The organism is Flavobacterium soli DSM 19725, assembly GCF_000422705.1.
In the GTDB taxonomy this organism is placed as follows: Bacteria; Bacteroidota; Bacteroidia; order Flavobacteriales; family Flavobacteriaceae; genus Flavobacterium; species Flavobacterium soli.
Genome location: NZ_AUGO01000003.1, coordinates 198,937 through 219,445, shown reverse-complemented (window position 1 = coordinate 219,445; position 20,509 = coordinate 198,937). Strand labels below are relative to the sequence as shown.

24 protein-coding genes are annotated in these 20,509 nt (G+C 35.2%); 6 read left to right on the top strand and 18 right to left on the bottom strand.

Annotated elements, in window-relative coordinates; genetic code table 11:
* Positions 1-7 precede the first annotated feature (7 nt).
* From G508_RS0106480 to G508_RS0106465, 4 genes are all read right to left on the bottom strand, one after another.
* Positions 8-529, bottom strand: coding sequence for an NADH-quinone oxidoreductase subunit C (locus G508_RS0106480; protein ID WP_026704554.1), 522 nt, complete (start codon positions 527-529; stop codon positions 8-10).
* Between the two features lie 6 nt (positions 530-535).
* On the bottom strand, positions 536-1,084 hold the full coding sequence (locus G508_RS0106475; protein ID WP_026704553.1) for an NADH-quinone oxidoreductase subunit B: 549 nt from the start codon (positions 1,082-1,084) through the stop codon (positions 536-538).
* Positions 1,085-1,175: 91 nt separating this feature from the next.
* Positions 1,176-1,541, bottom strand: a complete 366-nt coding sequence (locus tag G508_RS0106470; protein ID WP_026704552.1) for an NADH-quinone oxidoreductase subunit A — start codon at positions 1,539-1,541, stop codon at positions 1,176-1,178.
* Positions 1,542-1,751: 210 nt separating this feature from the next.
* Positions 1,752-2,228, bottom strand: coding sequence for a TspO/MBR family protein (locus G508_RS0106465; RefSeq protein WP_026704551.1), 477 nt, complete (start codon positions 2,226-2,228; stop codon positions 1,752-1,754).
* Between the two features lie 106 nt (positions 2,229-2,334).
* On the opposite strand from G508_RS0106465, the gene G508_RS0106460 reads away from it, so the two are divergent.
* The 5 genes from G508_RS0106460 to G508_RS0106435 all read left to right on the top strand — a co-directional run bounded on the left by G508_RS0106460 (position 2,335) and on the right by G508_RS0106435 (position 7,062).
* On the top strand, positions 2,335-3,420 hold the full coding sequence (locus G508_RS0106460; protein ID WP_026704550.1) for a diphosphomevalonate/mevalonate 3,5-bisphosphate decarboxylase family protein: 1,086 nt from the start codon (positions 2,335-2,337) through the stop codon (positions 3,418-3,420).
* Positions 3,421-3,506: 86 nt separating this feature from the next.
* Positions 3,507-4,445, top strand: a complete 939-nt coding sequence (locus G508_RS0106455; RefSeq protein ID WP_026704549.1) for a mevalonate kinase family protein — start codon at positions 3,507-3,509, stop codon at positions 4,443-4,445.
* A 49-nt stretch (positions 4,446-4,494) separates the two neighbouring features.
* Positions 4,495-5,433, top strand: coding sequence for a geranylgeranylglycerol-phosphate geranylgeranyltransferase (locus G508_RS0106450; RefSeq protein WP_026704548.1), 939 nt, complete (start codon positions 4,495-4,497; stop codon positions 5,431-5,433).
* A 308-nt stretch (positions 5,434-5,741) separates the two neighbouring features.
* Positions 5,742-6,629, top strand: a complete 888-nt coding sequence (locus G508_RS0106440) for a pseudouridine synthase (RefSeq protein ID WP_026704546.1) — start codon at positions 5,742-5,744, stop codon at positions 6,627-6,629.
* A gap of 70 nt (positions 6,630-6,699) precedes the next feature.
* The gene (locus G508_RS0106435; RefSeq protein WP_026704545.1) at positions 6,700-7,062 is read left to right on the top strand and encodes a nuclear transport factor 2 family protein; all 363 of its coding nucleotides are present in this window, start codon (positions 6,700-6,702) and stop codon (positions 7,060-7,062) included.
* Between the two features lie 76 nt (positions 7,063-7,138).
* Here the strand turns inward: G508_RS0106435 and tsaB are convergent, their stop codons facing one another.
* From tsaB to G508_RS0106405, 6 genes are read right to left on the bottom strand one after another with little or no spacing between them, the layout of a single operon-like run.
* Positions 7,139-7,813: a tRNA (adenosine(37)-N6)-threonylcarbamoyltransferase complex dimerization subunit type 1 TsaB gene (gene tsaB / locus G508_RS0106430; RefSeq protein WP_026704544.1), complete on the bottom strand. Its 675-nt coding sequence runs from the start codon at positions 7,811-7,813 to the stop codon at positions 7,139-7,141.
* Complete coding sequence (locus G508_RS0106425) at positions 7,814-9,181, bottom strand: TolC family protein (protein ID WP_026704543.1); 1,368 nt, start codon at positions 9,179-9,181, stop codon at positions 7,814-7,816.
* 36 nt (positions 9,182-9,217) lie between these two features.
* On the bottom strand, positions 9,218-10,315 hold the full coding sequence (locus G508_RS0106420; protein ID WP_026704542.1) for an efflux RND transporter periplasmic adaptor subunit: 1,098 nt from the start codon (positions 10,313-10,315) through the stop codon (positions 9,218-9,220).
* Positions 10,316-10,352: 37 nt separating this feature from the next.
* On the bottom strand, positions 10,353-11,621 hold the full coding sequence (locus tag G508_RS0106415; RefSeq protein WP_026704541.1) for an ABC transporter permease: 1,269 nt from the start codon (positions 11,619-11,621) through the stop codon (positions 10,353-10,355).
* A 1-nt stretch (position 11,622) separates the two neighbouring features.
* Complete coding sequence (locus G508_RS0106410) at positions 11,623-12,870, bottom strand: ABC transporter permease (RefSeq protein WP_026704540.1); 1,248 nt, start codon at positions 12,868-12,870, stop codon at positions 11,623-11,625.
* Complete coding sequence (locus G508_RS0106405) at positions 12,863-13,564, bottom strand: ABC transporter ATP-binding protein (protein WP_026704539.1); 702 nt, start codon at positions 13,562-13,564, stop codon at positions 12,863-12,865. The genes G508_RS0106410 and G508_RS0106405 overlap by 8 nt, the downstream gene beginning before the upstream one ends.
* Positions 13,565-13,904: 340 nt before the next feature.
* On the opposite strand from G508_RS0106405, the gene G508_RS0106400 reads away from it, so the two are divergent.
* Entirely contained in the window at positions 13,905-15,302 is a 1,398-nt protein-coding gene (locus tag G508_RS0106400) for a DUF4403 family protein (RefSeq protein ID WP_157485892.1), read from the top strand.
* A gap of 3 nt (positions 15,303-15,305) precedes the next feature.
* Here the strand turns inward: G508_RS0106400 and G508_RS0106395 are convergent, their stop codons facing one another.
* From G508_RS0106395 to cyoE, 8 genes are all read right to left on the bottom strand, one after another.
* Positions 15,306-15,560 (bottom strand): hypothetical protein, encoded by a 255-nt coding sequence (locus G508_RS0106395; RefSeq protein ID WP_245569851.1) that lies wholly within the window; start codon positions 15,558-15,560, stop codon positions 15,306-15,308.
* Positions 15,550-16,098 (bottom strand): DUF420 domain-containing protein, encoded by a 549-nt coding sequence (locus G508_RS0106390; protein WP_026704536.1) that lies wholly within the window; start codon positions 16,096-16,098, stop codon positions 15,550-15,552. The genes G508_RS0106395 and G508_RS0106390 overlap by 11 nt, the downstream gene beginning before the upstream one ends.
* A 1-nt stretch (position 16,099) precedes the next feature.
* Positions 16,100-16,780 (bottom strand): SCO family protein, encoded by a 681-nt coding sequence (locus tag G508_RS0106385; RefSeq protein WP_026704535.1) that lies wholly within the window; start codon positions 16,778-16,780, stop codon positions 16,100-16,102.
* 10 nt (positions 16,781-16,790) lie between these two features.
* Positions 16,791-17,438 carry a hypothetical protein gene (locus tag G508_RS0106380; protein ID WP_026704534.1) on the bottom strand — a complete coding sequence of 216 codons (648 nt, stop codon included), beginning with the start codon at positions 17,436-17,438 and terminating at the stop codon, positions 16,791-16,793.
* A gap of 78 nt (positions 17,439-17,516) precedes the next feature.
* Positions 17,517-17,867: a cytochrome C oxidase subunit IV family protein gene (locus G508_RS0106375; protein WP_026704533.1), complete on the bottom strand. Its 351-nt coding sequence runs from the start codon at positions 17,865-17,867 to the stop codon at positions 17,517-17,519.
* A 20-nt stretch (positions 17,868-17,887) separates the two neighbouring features.
* The gene (locus G508_RS0106370; RefSeq protein ID WP_026704532.1) at positions 17,888-18,919 is read right to left on the bottom strand and encodes a cytochrome c oxidase subunit 3; all 1,032 of its coding nucleotides are present in this window, start codon (positions 18,917-18,919) and stop codon (positions 17,888-17,890) included.
* A gap of 42 nt (positions 18,920-18,961) precedes the next feature.
* Positions 18,962-19,534 carry a cytochrome c oxidase subunit 3 gene (locus tag G508_RS0106365; RefSeq protein ID WP_245569850.1) on the bottom strand — a complete coding sequence of 191 codons (573 nt, stop codon included), beginning with the start codon at positions 19,532-19,534 and terminating at the stop codon, positions 18,962-18,964.
* A gap of 8 nt (positions 19,535-19,542) precedes the next feature.
* Positions 19,543-20,445 carry a heme o synthase gene (gene cyoE / locus G508_RS0106360; protein WP_026704530.1) on the bottom strand — a complete coding sequence of 301 codons (903 nt, stop codon included), beginning with the start codon at positions 20,443-20,445 and terminating at the stop codon, positions 19,543-19,545.
* Positions 20,446-20,509 lie beyond the last annotated feature (64 nt).

Sequence of the window (20,509 nt, the reverse complement as noted above, 5' to 3'; positions counted from 1 at the left end):
AGGTGCATTAGCAATTATCCGTTGTTCTTCCGAAAAATCGGTCGTCTTTGTCTGTTCTTCCGCCATCTTCGAGAGGAAATTCCTTACGCATTGGGAAAGAAGTCATTTCATCCATGTTCAAGATTCTTTTCAATTGTGGATGACCTTTAAATGTGATTCCGTAGAAATCGTATGTTTCTCTTTCTTGCCAATTAGCACCCAAGAATAAACTTGTAACGGTATCTATTTCAGGATTCTCGGCATTTAAAAAGCATTTAATTCTGATTCTTACATTATCTCTCCAGTTGTGCATGTGATAAACAACAGCAAATTGCTTGTCTGGGGTTGCATCTGGATAGTGAATTCCGCAAAGATCGGTTAGGAAGTTGAAACGCAATGTGGCGTCGTCTCTTAAAAATTGCATTACTTCGATAATAGATGTTGCATCTACTTCAAAAGCAAATATGTCGTGTTGTTGAACAAAGTCGGTTACGATTGTATCGAATTTATCAACTAATTTTGTTTGTATAACGGAGGTTTCTAATGCCATTTATAATTACTTGATGTTATAAGAAGCCAATAATTCGGTGTATTCTGGGGAACTTCTTCGTCTAACGGATTCTGATCGTACTAAATCTTGCAATCTCATAATTCCGTCTAGAATTTGTTCTGGTCTTGGAGGACATCCTGGAACGTAAACGTCAACGGGGATTACTTTATCAATTCCTTGCAAAACTGAATAAGTATCAAAAATTCCTCCAGATGAAGCACAAGCTCCAACGGCAATTACCCATCTTGGTTCGGCCATTTGTTCGTAAACCTGACGTAAAATAGGAGCCATTTTTTTAGCAATTGTTCCCATAACCAGTAGCATATCCGCTTGACGAGGAGAAAAACTCATACGTTCAGAACCGAAACGTGCCACATCATAATGAGAAGCCATGGTTGCCATAAATTCAATCCCGCAACAAGAAGTTGCAAATGGAAGAGGCCAAAGCGAATTGGCACGAGCCATCCCGACAACATCACTCAGTTTTGTTGCGAAAAAGCCTTCTCCAGCTAATCCTTCTGGAGCATCTACTATATTAACTTTTGAATCACTCATTTGTATTGTTGTTTTAAATTTAAAATAATGAATTATAAATTTTCTGCATCTTCATTCAAAATTTATAAATTCAAAATTCAAAATAATTCAATTATTCCCACTCCAATCCTTTTTTCTTCATTACGTAGAAAAAACCTACGACAAGAAGAAACATAAAAATGCCCATTTTTGCTAAGCCTTCAAATCCCATTTCTCTGAAATTCACAGCCCAAGGATACATAAAAATCACTTCGACATCGAACAAAACAAAAAGGATGGCTACTAGAAAATATTTTACAGAAAAAGGCATACGTGCGTTTCCTACAGATTCGATACCGCACTCAAAATTTTTGTCTTTGTTTTTTGAAGATCTTTTAGGACCTAAAAAACTAGAGCCAATTATGGTTGCTACGACAAATCCTACAGCTAAAACAAGCTGCATTAAAATTGGAAAATAATCTAATTGATTTGATTGCATGGTGTTATTTTTAGCAAAAAAAATTTTGCTTACAAAGATAGGTTTCAGCAATTGAAATCACAACCATAAAATGTAAATTAGGTTTAACTATATCGTTGTAAATAGCTAATTTTTATTCATTATAAATAAGATGAAAAAATGCAGTTACTTCAAATAAAATCGTTTTTGCAGAAGAATAATTCGGTTTCAAGCGAAAGATTGAACTAAAAATTATTGATTAAGCCACCAAATTGAACCATTTAAAATCGTGGCAAAACTCACCCATAAAAGGTATGGAATGAACAAATATCCAGCAATTTTATTGAGTTTGTTGAACTTATTATAGGTTTCATAAATCATCAGCCATAGAAGTACGATTTCGATGAAAGCCAATAGCGGATTTTTTAAACCAAAAAACAAAAACGACCACAAAGAATTTAAAGCCAGTTGTATAGCAAAAAAAATCAAGGCAGAACGAACTTCTTCTCTTTTACTTTCGATTAAATTCCAAACCAAACCAGCTGCAATTCCCATCATAATATAAAGAGCTGTCCACACCGGGGCAAAAATCCAATTTGGTGGATTAAAGCTTGGTTTTTCGATGGTAGGATACCAAGTTGTAATGCTGGATTGGGTTACGATTCCGGAGAAATAGCCAATTACCAAGCAAGTGGCAACCATTACTAATATTTTGGTGTATTTGTTCATAGAGCTAATTTTTCCCAAAAATAAACAATCTGCTTTAAAAAGGGATTCTAATTCGTAATCGAATTTTCTAATTGTTCAAAAAAAGTATCTTTGCAGAAAAAAGACAATGGTTGTTGCAAATGATTTTATACCGTCAAATTATTCTTCTTCTATCGAAAAAGGAACTTTCAAATGGAGTGCTCCAAGTAATATTGCCTTGGTGAAATATTGGGGCAAAAAGGAACATCAGATTCCGGCTAATCCATCGATCAGTTTTACTTTGAATAATTGCAAGACCATCACGGAATTGTCTTTCGAAAGAAAAACAGCTTCTTCAGATGATTTTTCGTTCGATTTGCTTTTTGAAGGACAACCAAAAGAGGATTTCAAACCAAAAATTCAGAAATTCTTCGAAAGGGTTTTGGTGTATTTGCCATTTTTAAAGGAGTATCATTTTACGATTGATACTCAAAATACGTTTCCGCATAGTTCAGGAATTGCTTCGTCCGCTTCGGGAATGGCAGCTTTGTCAATGAACTTAATGTCTTTGGAAAAAGTATTACTGCCTGAAATGACAGATGAATATTTTTATCAAAAAGCTTCATTTTTGGCGCGATTAGGTTCGGGAAGTGCTTGTAGAAGTATCAAAGGAAATATTGTTGAATGGGGAGCTCACGGCGAAATTCCTGGAAGTTCGGATTTGTTTGGGGTTGAGTTTTCCAGGTCAGTACATCCAAATTTCCAAAATTATCAAGATACTATTTTATTGGTTGATAAAGGCGAAAAGCAGGTTTCAAGTACAGTCGGTCACGATTTGATGCACAATCATCCATTTGCCGAAAGACGATTTGAACAGGCTCACGAAAATCTGTCGAAAATAAAAGCCATTTTAGAAACAGGAAATCTAGAAGAATTCATCAAGATTGTAGAAAGTGAAGCCTTGACTTTACACGCTATGATGATGACTTCGATGCCTTTTTTTATTTTGATGAAACCCAATACGTTGGAAATCATCAATAAAATTTGGAAATTTAGAAACGAAACTCAAATTCCAGTTTGTTTTACATTAGATGCTGGAGCAAATGTTCATGTTTTATATCCCGAAAACGTTAGAGATGCGGTTTTGCAATTTATTAAAGATGAATTAGTTGGCTTTTGTCAAAATCGGCAGTATATTTGCGATGTAATTGGAAGTGGTGCAGTTGAATTTTGAAACATTTTTTTTGTTTTGATTAACCAAAATTGATTACCTTTAATAAAATAAAATTGCAAATTAGTATTAGCTTTTAATACATGTATATGAAAGGACCATTATTTTACTCAAAAATTTTACTCTTCGGAGAATACGGAATTATCAGAGATTCTAAAGGTTTATCCATTCCTTATAATTTTTACAACGGTGCCTTGAAAGGAGCCGATGTTTTGGATGAAGCTTCTGCAAAATCCAATCAAAGTCTTAAAAGATTTGTTTCTTATCTTGAAAACTTACAAGATGAACAACCGGAATTGGTTACTTTCGATTTATCCACTTTAAAAAAAGACGTTGATGCTGGAATGTATTTCGATTCTAGTATTCCACAAGGTTATGGAGTAGGAAGTAGTGGTGCATTGGTTGCCGCTATCTACGACAAATATGCCAACAATAAAATCACGGTTTTAGAAAATCTTACCAGAGAAAAACTGTTGACTCTAAAAACAATTTTCTCTCAAATGGAATCTTTTTTCCACGGAAAAAGTTCTGGTTTAGATCCTTTAAACAGTTATTTGAGTATTCCAATCCTTATCAATTCTAAAGATAATATCGAAGCAACCGGAATCCCAACACAAAGTTTTGACGGAAAAGGTGCTGTGTTTTTATTAGATTCTGGCATTGTGGGCGAAACTGCTCCAATGGTCAATATTTTTATGGAAAACTTAAAAGATAAAGGTTTCCGTGCCATGCTGAAAAACCAATTCGTGAAATATACCGATGCTTGTGTAGAAAACTTCCTTGGTGGCGACATCAAATCTTTGTTTTCAAACACCAAAAAACTTTCAAAAGTGGTTTTGAATAATTTCAAACCTATGATTCCAGAACAGTTTCACGGCATCTGGCAACAAGGCATCGACACAAACGATTACTATTTGAAACTTTGCGGATCAGGCGGAGGAGGTTATATCTTAGGCTTCACTCAAGATTTAGAAAAAGCAAAACAAACCTTAAAAGATTACAAACTTGAAGTGGTTTACCAATTTTAAAGTTTACTTTTGGATTAAATTCTAACAATCCTTATCCAAAACCTACAAAATGCTAAGCAGAAAGAACAAACTTCTCGTAATGAAAATTATCAGTTTGTTCTCTGTTGTAAGAGGATATAACATTCCAGTTATAGTTCTAGCCCAATATCTTTCGGCTATTTTTATATTAGCCAAAAATAAATCCGCACTCGAAACCCTTTTGGATTTCAATCTTTTTATCATCGTTTTGGCTTCTTCGCTTACGATAGCTTCGGGGTATATCATCAATAATTTCTACGACAGCCAAAAAGATCTCATCAACCGACCTCGAAAATCGATGCTCGACCGTTTGGTTAGTCAAAAAACAAAACTTACCGTTTATTTTTCGCTCAATTTTCTCGTAGCAATTTTGGCGTTGCTCGTTTCTTGGAGAGCTTCGCTGTTTTTTTCGGTCTATATTTTCCTGATTTGGTTTTATTCTCATAAAATAAAACGCTTCACCATCATCGGAAATTTAATGTCAACCTTAATGGCAATTTTGCCTTTTTTCGCCATTTTCCTGATGTATTATAAAGACATTGAAGACAAAAGTTCCTACGTGGTTATCTTTTCTCACGCTACATTTTTATTTCTCTTGCTTCTTATTCGCGAAATGATAAAAGATTTAGAGAACATTATCGGCGATTTTTCAAACGATTATCAAACCATTCCGGTCGTTTATGGCGAAAAAGTTTCCAAATACATCATTACGGTTTTATGTTTCCTTACCATTATTCCGGTTTACATTCTCATCGAATTAGACGACGTGGGTTATATGGACATCTATTTTTATGTTTGCCTCATTATTCTGATATTTTTCACCCTATATCTTTGGAAATCCAAAACCAAAGAGCAATTTTTAAAACTCCACAACGTCCTGAAATTCCTCATCGTTGCAGGCGTTTTCTGTATCGTCCTCATTGATCCAGCCGTTTTGTGGAACGGGAGAAATTTGCTTCTAAAGATATAATTTTTCAGGAGCTCATCCGGCTTTCCACTGCAACTCCTCATTGTGAAAGCTGTTTTTCCTGACACAAAAGGAGCTTCCGTTGGTCGCTCTTTTGTGTCAGGAAAAACTAGCTTTCACAATTCCGGGGTTTTCGTTACAATCCGGGCTAAATCAATAACAATTTCAAAAATCAATTTCAAAAAAAAGAATAGAAATCATAAAATTCAATTTCAAAATCAGTTATTTAAGTTCTAATTCTGCAATCTAAAATCTACAATCTAAAATCTGCAATCTAAAATAACCTATCTTTGCACAAATTATGTTGATTTATGAATAACAATGGAGGCAATAGTAAGCGAACAGGTTCAAGCAGACCAAGTTCGAACAAGCCAAAACCGGCAATGGCCAAACGATCTCAAAAGCCTAAGAAAGCTACTGAGAAACCAAAAGTAGAAGACGAGAAAATCGCCAAAAAGCCAAACCAGGCACCAAAAAGAGCAAAAGCTTCAGACGAGATTCGTTTGAATAAATATATTTCCAATTCCGGAGTTTGCTCACGTCGTGATGCCGATATTTACATCCAATCTGGAAACGTAAAAGTAAATGGGATTCCAGTTACTGAAATGGGATATCTGGTAAAATTAACTGATGCTGTGAATTTTGACGGTGTTAATCTTACGCCAGAAAAAAAGGAATACATCCTTCTAAACAAGCCAAAAAACTTTACAACAGCCTTTGATGAGGGGACAGATTACCGCAATGTTTTAGAATTGGTAAAAGGTTCTACAACTGCAAAAATTGCTGCTGTCGGAAGAATGGACAAGAATACGACAGGTTTACTTTTGTTGACCAACGACACCGATATGATTCGAAAATTCAGTCTTCCGAGTCAGAAATCTTCAAAAATTTATCAAGTTTCATTAGATAAAAATCTAAAATTCGAAGACCTTGAAAAAATCAGTAAAGGTTTGACGATTGACAATCACAGAGTTTTTGTTGAAGAAGTCAGTTATATTGAGAAGGAACCAAAAAGCGAAGTTGGACTGAAATTAAGAAGTTCAAATATTAAAGTGGTTCGTTCCATTTTTGAACATTTCGGATATGATGTTTTGAGAATCGACCGTGTTGCTTTCGCTGGTTTGACCAAGAAAAATCTTCCAAGAGGAAACTGGAGATTGCTAACCGAACAGGAAATTATCAATTTGAAGAATGTATAATAGCTTCAGAAAAAAATAAAATAAACTCCTCTTTTGAAACTTTTGAAAGAGGAGTTTTTAAATTCAACACATGACACCACAAGTTTTGCAATCCATCGCCTTCAAATGGTTTGATGCCTTCAACAAACATGATCTCGAACAACTTTTGTCGCTTTATGACGACGAGGCACAACATTACAGTCCAAAACTCAAAATTCGATTGCCGGAAACGAATGGTTTGGTGATTGGCAAAGAAGCATTGAGAAGTTGGTGGAAAGATGCTTTTGAGCGTTTGCCAAGCTTGCATTATAAAGTAACTTCGCTAACAGCAAATGAAAACCGAGTTTTTATGGAATACATCCGAACTGTCGAAAATGAAGAAGAAATGCTTGTCGCCGAAGTTTTGGAAGTAAAAGAAAATAAAATTATTTTTTCAAGAGTTTATCATGGATAAACTTCAATTAAAAATTAGGAATTAAAATTGACAATTTTCGGTTTTTGAAATGGAAAAAGGTCAATAAATTTTAAAATTACTTCGCCATAAAAAAATCCTTCAAATAAAAAGGTTCAAAGTAAGCGACATCAACAGTGTCGTTTTTTTTGTATTTATCAAAACTGATTTGGCTCATTTCGTTTGCCGAAGGATAGATGATATTTTCAAGAAAAATAAAATTATCTTTGATCAAAACGGCTTTGCATTTTTCACTACAATCGCCAACGAAATAGATATTTTCTTTGATGTCGTTAAAGCTTTCTTCGGTAATAACTTCTGCTTCTACATCTCTTGTTTTTTCGTGTTTGGAATTGAAAATCGCACTATAGACTTCCATCCGTCGAGCATCAATCATTGGAACAATAAAACCATCTTTGTCATTGACTTGTCGGGCCAATGATTCCAAAGTATCAACAGCAATCAATGGAATGTCTAATGCAAAACACAACCCTTTTGCAGCCGAAATGCCAATTCGCAAACCGGTATAAGATCCAGGACCTTGACTGATGGCAATCGCTGCTAAATCTTTGGTTGTTAGTTTGCATTCCCGAAGAATTTCCTCGATAAAAACATGTAGTTTTTCGGCATGAGAATAACCTTGTTCTGCAATTTCCTTACATAACAAGGTTGTTCCATTTTCTGCAATTGAAACCGAACAATTCTTGGTAGCGGTTTCAATATTTAAAATATAAATCTTTTCTGAAGTCATCATTTATTGTTCCATAATTGGAATTCCAAAATAGAATTCTACTACTTTTACTCTAAAAATATAGTCATATTTTGTTCTCAAAACATCCGATTGAGCATTGGCATAGAGGGTTTGAGATTGGTTCAAATCGAAAGCATTCATTAGTCCAACGGCAAATCGTTCTTTGGCGTAATTATAAGCTTCGGTTCTAGCTTCAAGTGCTACAACTGCAGCTTCATAGGCATTTAAAGCACCTTTTGCATCTGTGAAAGCGGTGAAAACATTTCGTTCCAAATCTAATTCTTGTTGTTTGAAATTGATTTTAGATCGTTCTAATGCCACCTTTGACCGTTCTACATTATTTCGGACAGAAAATCCATTCAAAATAGGAATGTTCAATTGAAATCCAAAGGCATGCCCTTTGTTATCGCTAAATTGATCGAAAATTGGAGATGGACCGCGAAGGGTCAAGTTTCCGTTTGCATCTGTAACCACACGATCGGCATCAGTAGCTCTTGAACTAAAACTGTAATAACCTTGAAGACTTGGCTGGAAAGCACCTCTAGCAATCTCGATGTCTTTTTCGGCAATTTCAAGATTGGTTCGGGCGATTTTCAGTTCTACTCTTTGTTCTTTTGCCTTTTCATAAATTGAGCTTGGTGTTTGCAACATCGTTTGGCTATCGGTTACTTCATAGCTATCATCGGCAATATCAAAATTTTGGAAATCTTCCAATTGCAGCAGTTGAGCCAAAGTTAATTTTGAAATCAAAAGCGTATTTTCTGCAGTAACAACTGCTTGTTGGCTAGTGGCGACAGTTGCTTTAATATCAAATAAATCACCTCTAGGTACTGATCCTGCATCAACTAATTCTTGAGACCGTTCTTGTTGCTTTAGATTGTTAGCAAGTTGCTCTTTTTGTACCTTTAAATTCTCTTTGTTGAAAAGAATTTGTAAAAAAGCATTTGCAACATTCAGTGAGATATCATCTTTTATTTTTGAAGTTTGATATTGTGCAGCAATGATGGCTAACCTGGAGCGACTCAAGCGGTTTTGGTTTTGCATACCTCTGTAGATATCAATACCAACATTTAATCCAAGACCTGTGTTTTGAAACGTCTGTGTTTCGGCCAAGTTGGTAATCGGGTTAAAGTTCAAACCGATATTCCAGTTGTGAGAAGCATTTGCATTTACTGTAGGAAGCATATTTCCAAAGGCATCTTTCTTGTCAATTGTGGCAAGTTGAGCATCCAATTCGGTTTGTTGAATGGTAATGTTGTTTTGATAAGCGTGTTCAACACATTCTCGCAAAGTCCATTTTTTTTCTTGGGCTTGTAGTGACAATCCGGAAAAAAGTAGGCTCAAAACTGCTATGTAATTTAATTTTTTCATGTTCAAGTAAGAAAAGGGTAATAGTTCTTTTGGAAATTATTCTGCAGCTTGGTTCCAAACTTTGATTTTATCATCTTTGGTCACACCACTTTTTATTTCAACGTAAATTCCGTCGCTAACTCCAAGTTTTACATCCCTTTTTTCGAATTTTTGAGTTCCAACTTCAACCTCTACAAAGGACTTTTTTGTTTTCTCGTCAAATTGTACCAATGATTCTTTGATGGCTAAAACTTTATCAGCTTTTTCCAAAATGATGGATGCATTTGCACTCAATCCAGCACGAATAAAGGTATTGTCTTTATTGTCCAGGGTTCCTTTGATTGGAAATTGAACCGCACCATTTTCTTCTGTTCCTTTTGGAGCAATGTAATCCAAAACGGCACTAAATTTTTTGTTTTCGATAGCTCCAACCGTGATTTCTAAAGGTAAATTCAATTTGATTTTCCCAACTTCAGATTCATCTAATTTTCCTTCGAAAATCATACTTCCAACATCTGCCAAGCTAGCGATTGTAGTTCCTTCATTAAAATTATTACTTTCAATTACTTGATTGCCTGCTTTTACGGGAACATCAAGAACCATCCCGTTAACTGTTGAACGAATCATAGTTTGAGCCACATTCGCCATTCCTTTTGAAGTCCCCGTTTTGATGATTTCTACATTCTGCAAAGCAGCTCTGTAGTTTTGTTGTGATTGTTTGTAGCTTGTTTCGGCTACATCAAAATCATTGGCAGAAATCACACCTTTGTCAAACAATGTTTTTTGGCGGTTGTATAATTTAAGTTGGTTATCCAAATCAATTTTTGCAGTTTGCACTTGATTTTGAGCACCATTCAAACTTGAGATATTTGGTACAACTTTGATTTTGGCTATCAAATCTCCCGCTTTTACATCATCTCCCGCTTCAACATAGACTTCCTCAATGATTCCAGAGATATTCGGTTTAATTAAAACTTCTTCTTTTGGAACTATTTTTCCAGTTGCAACTGTATTTTTTATTATGGTTTTAATCTCCGCTTTTTCGGTTTTATAAACTGTTGGTGATTGTTGATTTTTTTGGAATAAATAATACAATGCTCCTCCGAACAATACCGCAAGGAAAATTAAAATGATAATGGTGGTTCTTTTTTTCATATCTAAAAAGTATCTAATTTTTGTTTTGATGATTTTTTTATTCGGTTCTTAATGCGTCAATTGGTTTTGTTTTGATGGCTGTTTGAGCAGGAATAAATCCCGCTATCAATCCGGCAACAACTAGTATTGTCAAAGCTGCAACTACAATTCCAAGACTTATGCTTGGATTGGCAAACATTACTTGTGAGGAATCTGGAATGCCATCTAAAATAGAATTAGCAATTGCGATAATTCCTGTTGAAAATATGATTCCAGCCATTCCTGCAATTAAAGATAGGACGACTGATTCTGTTAGAATTTGTAACCTAATGTCCCAAGGAGTTGCACCTAAAGCTCTACGGATTCCAATTTCTTTGGTTCTTTCTTTTACGACAATTAGCATGATATTGATAATTCCGATAACTCCGGAAAACAGCACTAATCCTCCAACTACAAATGAAACTACAGTTAAAATAACAAACAAACCGTTGATTTTTGAATATTCTGCATACAAGTCAAAATTTCCAATAGCCCTGTCATCTTTTGGATCTATGGTATGTCGGGATTTCAATAAATCGAAAATTTTCGGTTTTAAATCGGTAATGGGAACACCTTCTTTTGCAGTAATTGCCATCCATCCTACAACATCTCCATAATTAAACGCTTGTTGAAAGCTTGTAAAAGGCGTAAAAATTTGCTTCTGGCTTTCTTCGGCATCACCACCCATGTTTGAGATGCTTTTGTAAACTCCCACAACCATAAAGTTGACACCGTTTATTTTGACATAACTCCCCAAAACTTCTTCTTCAGGCTTATACATTTCGCGTATTATTCCTTCACCAATAACAGCAATTTTTCGCCTTTGACTAATGTCTTCATAATTGAGAAAACGTCCTTTGAGGATTTTCATCGGCTGTTGCATAATGAATTCTGGGTAATCGCCATACACGTTATAAGCTCCAGTTTTTGTGCCTCTAATCACATTGTTGCTTCCGCGAAAGCCACCTAATTGATTTCGAGGAGAGACATATAGTAAATCTTTAAATTCTCTTTTTATAGCGTCAACATCCCCGTTTTTATAATTGAAAAATCTTCCTTGTGGTAAGCCTTTGTAAGGTTTTGAAGTGGAATTTGCCCAAACAAACATGGAGTTCGTTGACATTCCACCAAATCCTTTTTTTACACCATTTTCCAATCCTTTACTTGCTGCTAGAAGAATAACCAAGATTGTAATACCCCAAAACACACCAAATGCCGTAATAAAAGTACGTAATGGTTTTGCCGAAAGGGCTTCAAGTATTTCATTCCATCTGTCTCTATTGAACATATTATTCGTCTCTTAGTGCTACAATTGGTTTAATTTTTGCCGCTTTATAGGCCGGAATAAATCCCGCAAATGCTCCAGCAACAGTCAATAATATTACGGTTGTTAAGGCAATATTGAAATCAACTTCTGGATGTGAGAAAAAATCACTCTCCACAGATGGACCAATTCCAGCCCAAACCAGAAGTCCTAAAATCAGTCCCATAAAACCTGAAATTAGCGTTATAAAAATCGATTCTTGTAATATCATAGCGATTATAGAAGCTGGGGAAGCTCCTAAAGCTTTCCTGATTCCTATTTCCTTTGTTCTTTCTTTTACAACAATCAACATGATGTTTCCAACTCCTACAACGCCAGCAATTATGGTCAAGATTCCAACAAACCAAAAGAAAGCTTGAATAATATCGGTCATTTGGTAGATTTTTTTAGCTTCTTCCAATGAGTTGTTGATAAACAATGCACTTTCATCGTCTGGAGCGATCATGTGTCGTTTCTTCAAAACTTTTCCGAGTTCTTCAGTGAATTTTTTTGATTCGGCTACAGCCTTGTTGAAATTAGTTTCTTTTGGCATTGTGAAAGCCATACTTCGTATGTTATCTCCAGCACTATAGGCTTTTTGGGCAGTTGAAAGCGGAATGAAAACACGCTGTTCTTCTCGTTCGCCACCTGGATCAGTGAAAACACCAACCACTTTGTACATCATTCCCGAAATATTGATGCTTTGTCCAAGAGGTTTATTTTTTTCTTTAAATAAATCAGTTGCTACTTTTTTTCCAATGACTGCCGCTTTTTCATAGTTTTCGATGTCACTCAAATTGATGAAACGACCTTCTACGATTGAAGCATTTTCTATAAATTGATAGTTAGGGTTTACACCCTCAACTCTGTAGGTTCCTGTTTCTTTTCCAAAAACAATATTACCGCTCCAAACCGAATAAATAGCGGATTTGTTATCGATGTAATCTTCAAATTTTTGGGTTACGATTTCATAATCGCGGTTTTTAAGTTTGGTTTCCCTTCCAATTCCTAAACCTTTATATTCTTTTGAAGTATTTCCTGGCCAGATCGAAATTCTATTTGTAGCATCTTGAGCAAACTGGTTTTGAATGCCGTTTTGGATTCCTTTTCCAGCTCCTAATAATATAACGAGAATGAAAATTCCAGACGCTACAGAAACACCAGTAAGAAAAGTTCTTAACTTATTCTTGCTGATTGCTTCGAATATTTCCTGCCATCGTTCGATATTAAACATTTGCTGTAACTCTTTGTTGTGTAATGTATTTGTCTTCTACAATTAATCCATCTCGCAGGATCACATTTCGCTTGCACATTGCAGCAATATCGGGTTCGTGTGTCACGATTAGTATAGTTTTCCCTTCATCGTTGATGCCTTGAATAAGTTCCATTACTTCGTAGGAAGTTTTGGTATCCAAAGCTCCTGTTGGTTCATCGGCCAACAATACTTTTGGGTGGGAAGCCATCGCTCTTGCAATTGCTACACGTTGTTTTTGTCCTCCTGATAATTCATTTGGCAAATGGTGTGAATGGGTTTCAAGTCCGACTTTTTTCAAGTAGCTCATTGCAATTTCGTTTCGTTCCTTGCTTTTGATTCCTTGATAATATAAAGGTAAGGCTACATTATCCAAGGCTGATTTATAATTGATAAGGTTGAAGGATTGAAATACAAATCCCAGGAATTTGTTTCTGTATTGAGAAGCAAGTGTCTCGTTGAGATTTTTTATGGGAACGCCATCTAAAACATAAGTCCCAGAATCAGCTTCGTCTAGTATTCCAAGAATATTTAAAAGTGTAGATTTTCCTGAACCAGATGATCCCATGATTGCTACCAATTCGCCTTCTTTTACACTAAAATTGATTCCTTTTAAAACGTGTAGTTCTGATTTTCCAGTCTTGTAGGATTTGTGAAGGTCTTTGATTTCAATCATTTTTGGATAATTTTGAGAGCAATATTAAGAATTTGAAAAATTGAGTTGTAATAAAAATCTGTTAATAATTCAATTACTTGCACTCTATTAAGACGCAAAAGAAGCTGAAATGTTACATTTTAGTTGAATTATATTTTTGGGATGTTTCCAAAGTGAATATGAAAAGTTATCTAGCCCCGACTTGAGGGAAAATCCTTTTTGTTTTTGCTGCCAAAAATAAAAAAGATTTGGAAGGAAGGCGGGAAAATGGATTCCAAAAACGCCCAAATGATTCGCTCCAAATTTTTATCATTTGTATGTTGCAATTCTCTAATTTTGGTGTTTTAAAATAGCAATCAATATGTTAACCATCAGATATTATTTTCTTTCCATTTTTATTGTTTTATTTTTCTTAGGATGTTCTTCTACTCAGAAGATTGAAACCTTGAAACCAGAGCCGGACGATGCTACACCTTTGATTTATGATAATAAGCCATCATTTATCAGTATGCCAATCACGATAAAAATAAAGGATATTGAAAATCAGACGAATAAGCTGATGAGCGGGTTGATTTATGAAGACAACAAGATTGAGGATGATGATTATATTTTGAAAATATGGAAACAGGCTCCGATTTCGATTGAGAATGTAGGCGGAAAAATCAAGACGGTTTTGCCTTTGAAGGCTTATGTGAAATATAGAATTGGAACTGATAAACTTGGAATTTCGCTTTATGAAACGAAGGAATTCAACTTTAATGGTGTGGTGACGTTGATGAGTGAGGTGGCGTTGACGAACTGGAAATTAAAAACGAATACCGAATTCAAATCGGTGGATTGGAAGGAAAGTCCGTCGATGAATGTTTTGGGAAAGAAAGTGCCGATTACGTATGCGATTAATCCTGCAATCAAACTTTTTAAGTCAAAGATTGAAAAAAGTATTGATGATGCGATTCAGAAATCTTTGGATTTCAAACCGAATGTTTTGGATGCTTTGGAAACGATTTGTACTCCAAATGAAATGAGTGCCGAATATGAAAGCTGGTTGCGAATTGTTCCGGTTGAATTGTATACGACAGAAGCGGTTTTAAAAGGACAAGCAATCAACATGCAGATGGGTTTAAAATGTACGATTGAAACTTTGGTTGGTCAAAAACCTGTGAGTAAGTTTGATCGAAATAAGATTGTGTTGAAGCCGGTTGCTAAAATGCCCGATAATTTCACGGCAAATATCGTAGCGGTTTCTACTTATCAAGATGCTTCGAAAGTGATGACTAAGAATTTTCAAGGACAGGAGTTTGGCTCTGGAAGCAAGAAAGTGAAAGTCTTGAATGTGGCACTTTGGCACAAAAACGACAAGATGGTTATTGCCTTAGATTTGTCGGGAAGTTTGAATGGAACGGTTTATTTGACTGGTTTTCCTCAATATAATGAAGCTACAAAAGAGATTTATTTCGATAAATTGGATTATGCAATAGATACTAAAAGCAAATTGATTAGAACCGCAAATTGGCTAGCTTCGGGCATGATTTTGAAAAAAATGGAGGAAAGTTGCCGTTATTCGATTCAACCAAATTTGGAAGAAGGAAAACAAACCATGCTGAAGTATCTGAACAACTTCTCACCAATGCCAGGTGTTTTTGTGAACGGAAAAATGGAGGATATTGTTTTTAAAGAAGTGCAACTAACAAATAAAGCGATAGTTGCTTTTCTATCTGTTAATGGAGAAGTTAGCGTTACTGTTGATGGCTTGAAATAGAATTTAGGCTTTCTTTTTCTGTCTTGTTTTGTAGATTACGTAGCCTAAAATCCCAACTAAAACATATGGAAAGGCCATTAAATAGACAATTCCGTCGTTAACTGCTTCCGCTTTTACGCCACCTTCTTCGGTTTCTAGAACGGCACGGCACATGGCACATTGGGCATTGGATGAAATTCCAAAAAACAAAAAGCAAATGACAAATATTGTTTTGTCTAAAGCTTTGCTGGTCCAGTTGTATTTATTTTTAATGGGCATAATATGGAGATATCATTAGGTAAACAATAACACCAGTTACGGCAACATATAACCACATTGGGTAAGTGATTCTGGCCAATTTTTTGTGCTTGTCGAAACGTTCTGCTAAGGCTCTAACGTAAGTTATCAATACGAAAGGAATGATGATTACAGAAAGAATAATGTGTGTGAAAAGGATAAAATAATAGATGTATTTTATTGTTCCTTCGCCACCAAATTTTGTTGAATCAGCCGTCATGTGATAGGCAACATACATTCCTAAAAACGCCACTGAACAAGCAATTGCCGTTTTCATTAAATTTTCGTGCAATTGTCTTTTTCCGTTTTTGATAGCCCAAACTGCTGTAATTAGCAAAACTGCCGTGATTCCATTTATGGTTGCATAAATAGGAGGAAGGAAGGAAAGCGGTTCTACATCATATCCAAAATCTTTTAATTTCACACCAAATAAAAGTGCTACTACTAAAGGAATCGCTACTGATAATATGATAATCCATTTTCTGTATTTCAATTCTACTGCATTCAAATTATTCTCCATCTTATTCTTCTAATAATAATTTAATATCTTCTTTTAAAGTTTTGATTCCTTTTTCTTCTAATCCGTCATAATACAGAATTGGGTTTCCAAATTCGTCCTCACGGCATCTTATATTTCCATTTTTGTCAATCAAAGCAAAAAGTCCGGAGTGTTCAAAACCTCCGTTCGCTTTAGCATTTTCGCCAGCATACATATTGAAACCTTTGTTTGCAATTTGATAGATATAATCTTTGTCTCCTGTCAGGAAATGCCAATTGTCAGATGTGAAACCTAATTCTTCGGCGTGTTTCTTTAAAACTTCGGGCGTGTCATTTTCTGGATTAATTGTTATGGAAGCTATTCCGAAATTATTGTTTCCTGCAAATTCCTGCTGAACCGTCTTTAAATTGGCATTCATCTTCGGGCAAATGGTAGGGCAAGTCGAAAAGAAAAATTCCAAGACATATACTTTTCCAGCATAGGTTGAGTTTGAAACCTGTTTCTTGTTTTGGTCGGTAAGAATAAATTTTGGTGCTGGACCAATTTTTGCCAAGCCGCTTTCTTTGTGTGAAGTAACCGTATTTAATCTATCGCCTTTCACGATTTCGTTGTTTTTTACTCTATCAACAATTTTAGGAATTACCAGAATTCCAAAAATTAAGATGATGAGCGAAACCCAGATGTATGATTTGTTTTTCAAAATAAGTGAAGTATTAAATTTTTCTTGAAGCGTTGTTGTTCTTCTTCAAAGCGGCACGGTATTCATAAAGAATGATCTTGAAATCATCCAGCATTTCATTGCTTAATTCCGAAATGTGAAATGTGCTGTAACCTTCTTTATATTCTTTTTCATCCTGCACTTTTCGTCCTCTCAAGTTTCTTTCCTTGTCAACGATATACACATTTGCAGTTCCAAGATGTTCGTCTAGCTTTTCTCTTAATTGTAATTGGTTGTAATAGGCTTGTATTTCCTGTGGCTTTGCAAAAACGAATTTCCATTGTGCGACATCCGTAATTTCGCCTAATTTGTCAAGAATATAAATGGCGTCTTTTTCTGTTCCGATTGGGCAAACTACTACAAATTGCAAATCATTGAATTTGTGGTAACGTTGGTAGATTTTTTGGTTCAGATTAAAATAGTTGCCTCTATTTTTTAAAAGTTCAGCGCCTGAAAATCCTAGAATGGTAATCTTTTTGTCCAATGTTACTTTTTCTCCCGTAAGCGATTTCCAATTTCCAAGATCTTGAATTTTTGGAGTCAAGGTTGGCAATGTTGAAAAAGTATTTACTCCAGAAGCAAAAAATATATAGGCTACGATTGGCAAAACAAACAGCGAAAAAAGAACTAGATTTTTTTTCATCTTGGATTTGAAATTATTGTAGTGCAAAAATAAAAAAAGGAACGCAAAGCGTCCCTTTTTTTGTGAATTAATATGATGTTAAAAATTCCATTTGATAGTGGCATTTTTAAAAACCTCGTAAATATAATCGGCTTCAACCAAAAGGATGAAAACTAGGTATAAAACTAAAAAGATTAATGGTGCAACAACGGACCATCTTAGGCTTGATTTTTCGCCTTCCATGTGCATAAATGCCCAAACAATATAATATGCTTTATAAATTGTCAAGATGATGAAAATCCAATTTAATAAATTCATTGACAAGAAATTGTTCATGTGCAATGCTTCTGGTTTTAGGATACCAAGAATTACCTCTACAGTTGTTACTACAGATAATAATCCAAAAACCATCCAAATTCTTTTTGTATTAGAAACGTGTTCGTGTGACATAATAATTTACTTTTTTGAAATTAAACTAAATAGAAGAATGTGAATACAAATACCCAAACTAAATCCACGAAGTGCCAGTAAAGTCCAACTTTTTCTACCATTTCGTAGCTTCTTCTTTTTTCATAAGTTCCAAGAATTACATTAAAGAAAATAATGATATTGATTACAACTCCAGAAAATACGTGGAAACCGTGGAAACCTGTTATAAAGAAGAAGAAATCGGCAAACAATTTGCTTCCGTATTCGTTTCTTGTCAGATTAGCTCCTTCCACAACATAATGAGCGTTAGCTAACATTGCTTCTGATTCTTCTCTTGTAAGAATGGATTTTTGTTTTTTCTTGCTGTTTAATGTAGGGTGAAGTTTTTTATCTGCTTTTTGTTCTTTCGATCCTTCATAAATCACCTCTGTTCTAATTAACAATTCAGGATGTGCTTTGAAACCCGCTTGAACTTCTGCAACGGAATACGTTGGTAAAGAACCTTCGCTAGAAAACCAAACGCCTTTGTCTCTAGTATCTTGAACTCTGTCTTCTGGTAAAATTGCTGCAAATTCTTCAAGTTTTACTCTTTTTCCCGTATTGTCAACAAATTGTAAAAGACTTCCGCCTTTGGTTTCGATGGCACCATACTCTCCCTTGATGAAGTTTTTCCACTCCCAAGCCTGAGATCCAACGAATATCAAACCACCAATGATGGTAAGGAACATATAAAAAGCCACTTTGCTTTTCTTTAAATGATGTCCAGCATCAACTGCCAAAACCATGGTTACAGATGAAAAGATCAAAATAAATGTCATTAATGCCACATAATACATTGGTGCATTAACGCCATGCATAAAAGGAAAGTGATTAAAAACTTCGTCTGGCAAAGGCCAAGTTTCTATAAATTTAAATCTAGAAAAACCATATGCGGCAAGAAATCCAGAAAAGGTTAAAGCATCCGATACGATGAAAAACCACATCATCAATTTACCGTAGCTGGCTCCCATTGGCTCATTTCCGCCACCCCAAGTTGTACCTTCGCTTTTTGCAGTAGTAACTGTCGTTCCCATAAAATTAATTCGTTAAAAAGTTCCCAAATTTACGTTTTTTTCTTATTTAAAGAAATATAAAAATAAAAACAAATACAGCCATAGAAAATCGAGAAAGTGCCAAAACATCGCACCTAGCTCTAATCCAAGGGTTTGACCTGATTTGTATTTTTGTTTAAAATGATTATAAATTACAACTAAAATAGAAAGTAATCCTCCTGCCAAGTGGGCAAGGTGTACCACAACAACTACATATAAGAAAGAAGTTGTCACAGTACTTGTTGGTCCTGTTGGGTATAGTCCTATTTTGATCAATTCTTTAAATCCTTCAAATTGAAGGATTACAAATAAAATTCCCAAAGCCAAGGTTGCTAAAAGTAGTCCAGTTGTTTGGCTTCTTTTGTCTTTTTCTATTGCTTTTTTTGCCAAATGAAAAGTAAGGCTGCTCAACAATATAACTGCTGTACTTAAAACAAATGCTGATGGTAATTCAAAACTTTTCCAGTCGGCTCTTGATTTGCTTACAACATAGGCACTTGTCAATCCTGCGAAAACCATTATCATGCTAATCATTGCAAACCACAAAAGCAGTTTTTTTGAACGAGCATTTTTGTCTTTATGTTCTTGAAATGTCATTTGCATAATTATCGTAAAAATTTATCTAGAATATAAACAATTTGTAATAGGGTAATATAGGAAACACTCACAAGCATCAATGTTTTTGCTGCTTTTGCGGTTCTGGAATTGTATAGCTTTACAGCATATACTAACATCCAAATTCCTAGCAAAAATACAATTATTGCAGCAATTGGTGTCAAATATAATCGTCCGGTATAGCCTAAAACAGGAAGTAAGGAAGCTCCAATTAGCCAAACGGTATATAAAATGGTTTGTAAAGCTGTAGTTTTATCTTTTTTTCCTGTTGGAAGCATAAAGAATCCAGCCTTTTCATAATCTTCATATAAAAACCATCCGATGGACCAAAAATGAGGAAATTGCCAGAAAAATTGAATAAGGAATAAGGTTCCAGCTTCAATTCCGAAATCATCTGTAGCAGCAACCCAACCTAGCATAAACGGAATCGCTCCAGGAATCGCTCCAACAAAAACTGATAACGAAGTCACGGTTTTCAGTGGCGTATAAGCACTTGTGTAAAGAAATATCGAAACCGCTCCAAACATTGCTGTTTTTGGGTTGATGTTGTATAAAATGGTAAGTCCGATAATGGTTAAAAGACACGCGATAATAAATGCCGTGGTTGTAGACATTCTTTCGGCAGGAATAGGACGGTTTTTGGTTCGATCCATTAACTTGTCGAGGTCTTTTTCTATGATCTGATTGAAAGCATTCGAGGCTCCTACCATGCAATAACCGCCTACGGCAAGCATTATTAAAGTCGTCCAGCTTGAAGCATTAAAATCAAAAACTCCAAGAAGATAACCCGCCAAAGACGAAAAAACAACGCTAACAGCCAAACCTGCTTTAGTGATTTCTTTGAAATCAGTAAAAATAGATTTAAGCGAAAGTGTATTTTGAGTAGCGTTCAAGGCTTTCATTTGGTTTTTTAAAACTTTTGCAAAGATACTTTTTCAAATGTGAACTGGCAAAAAA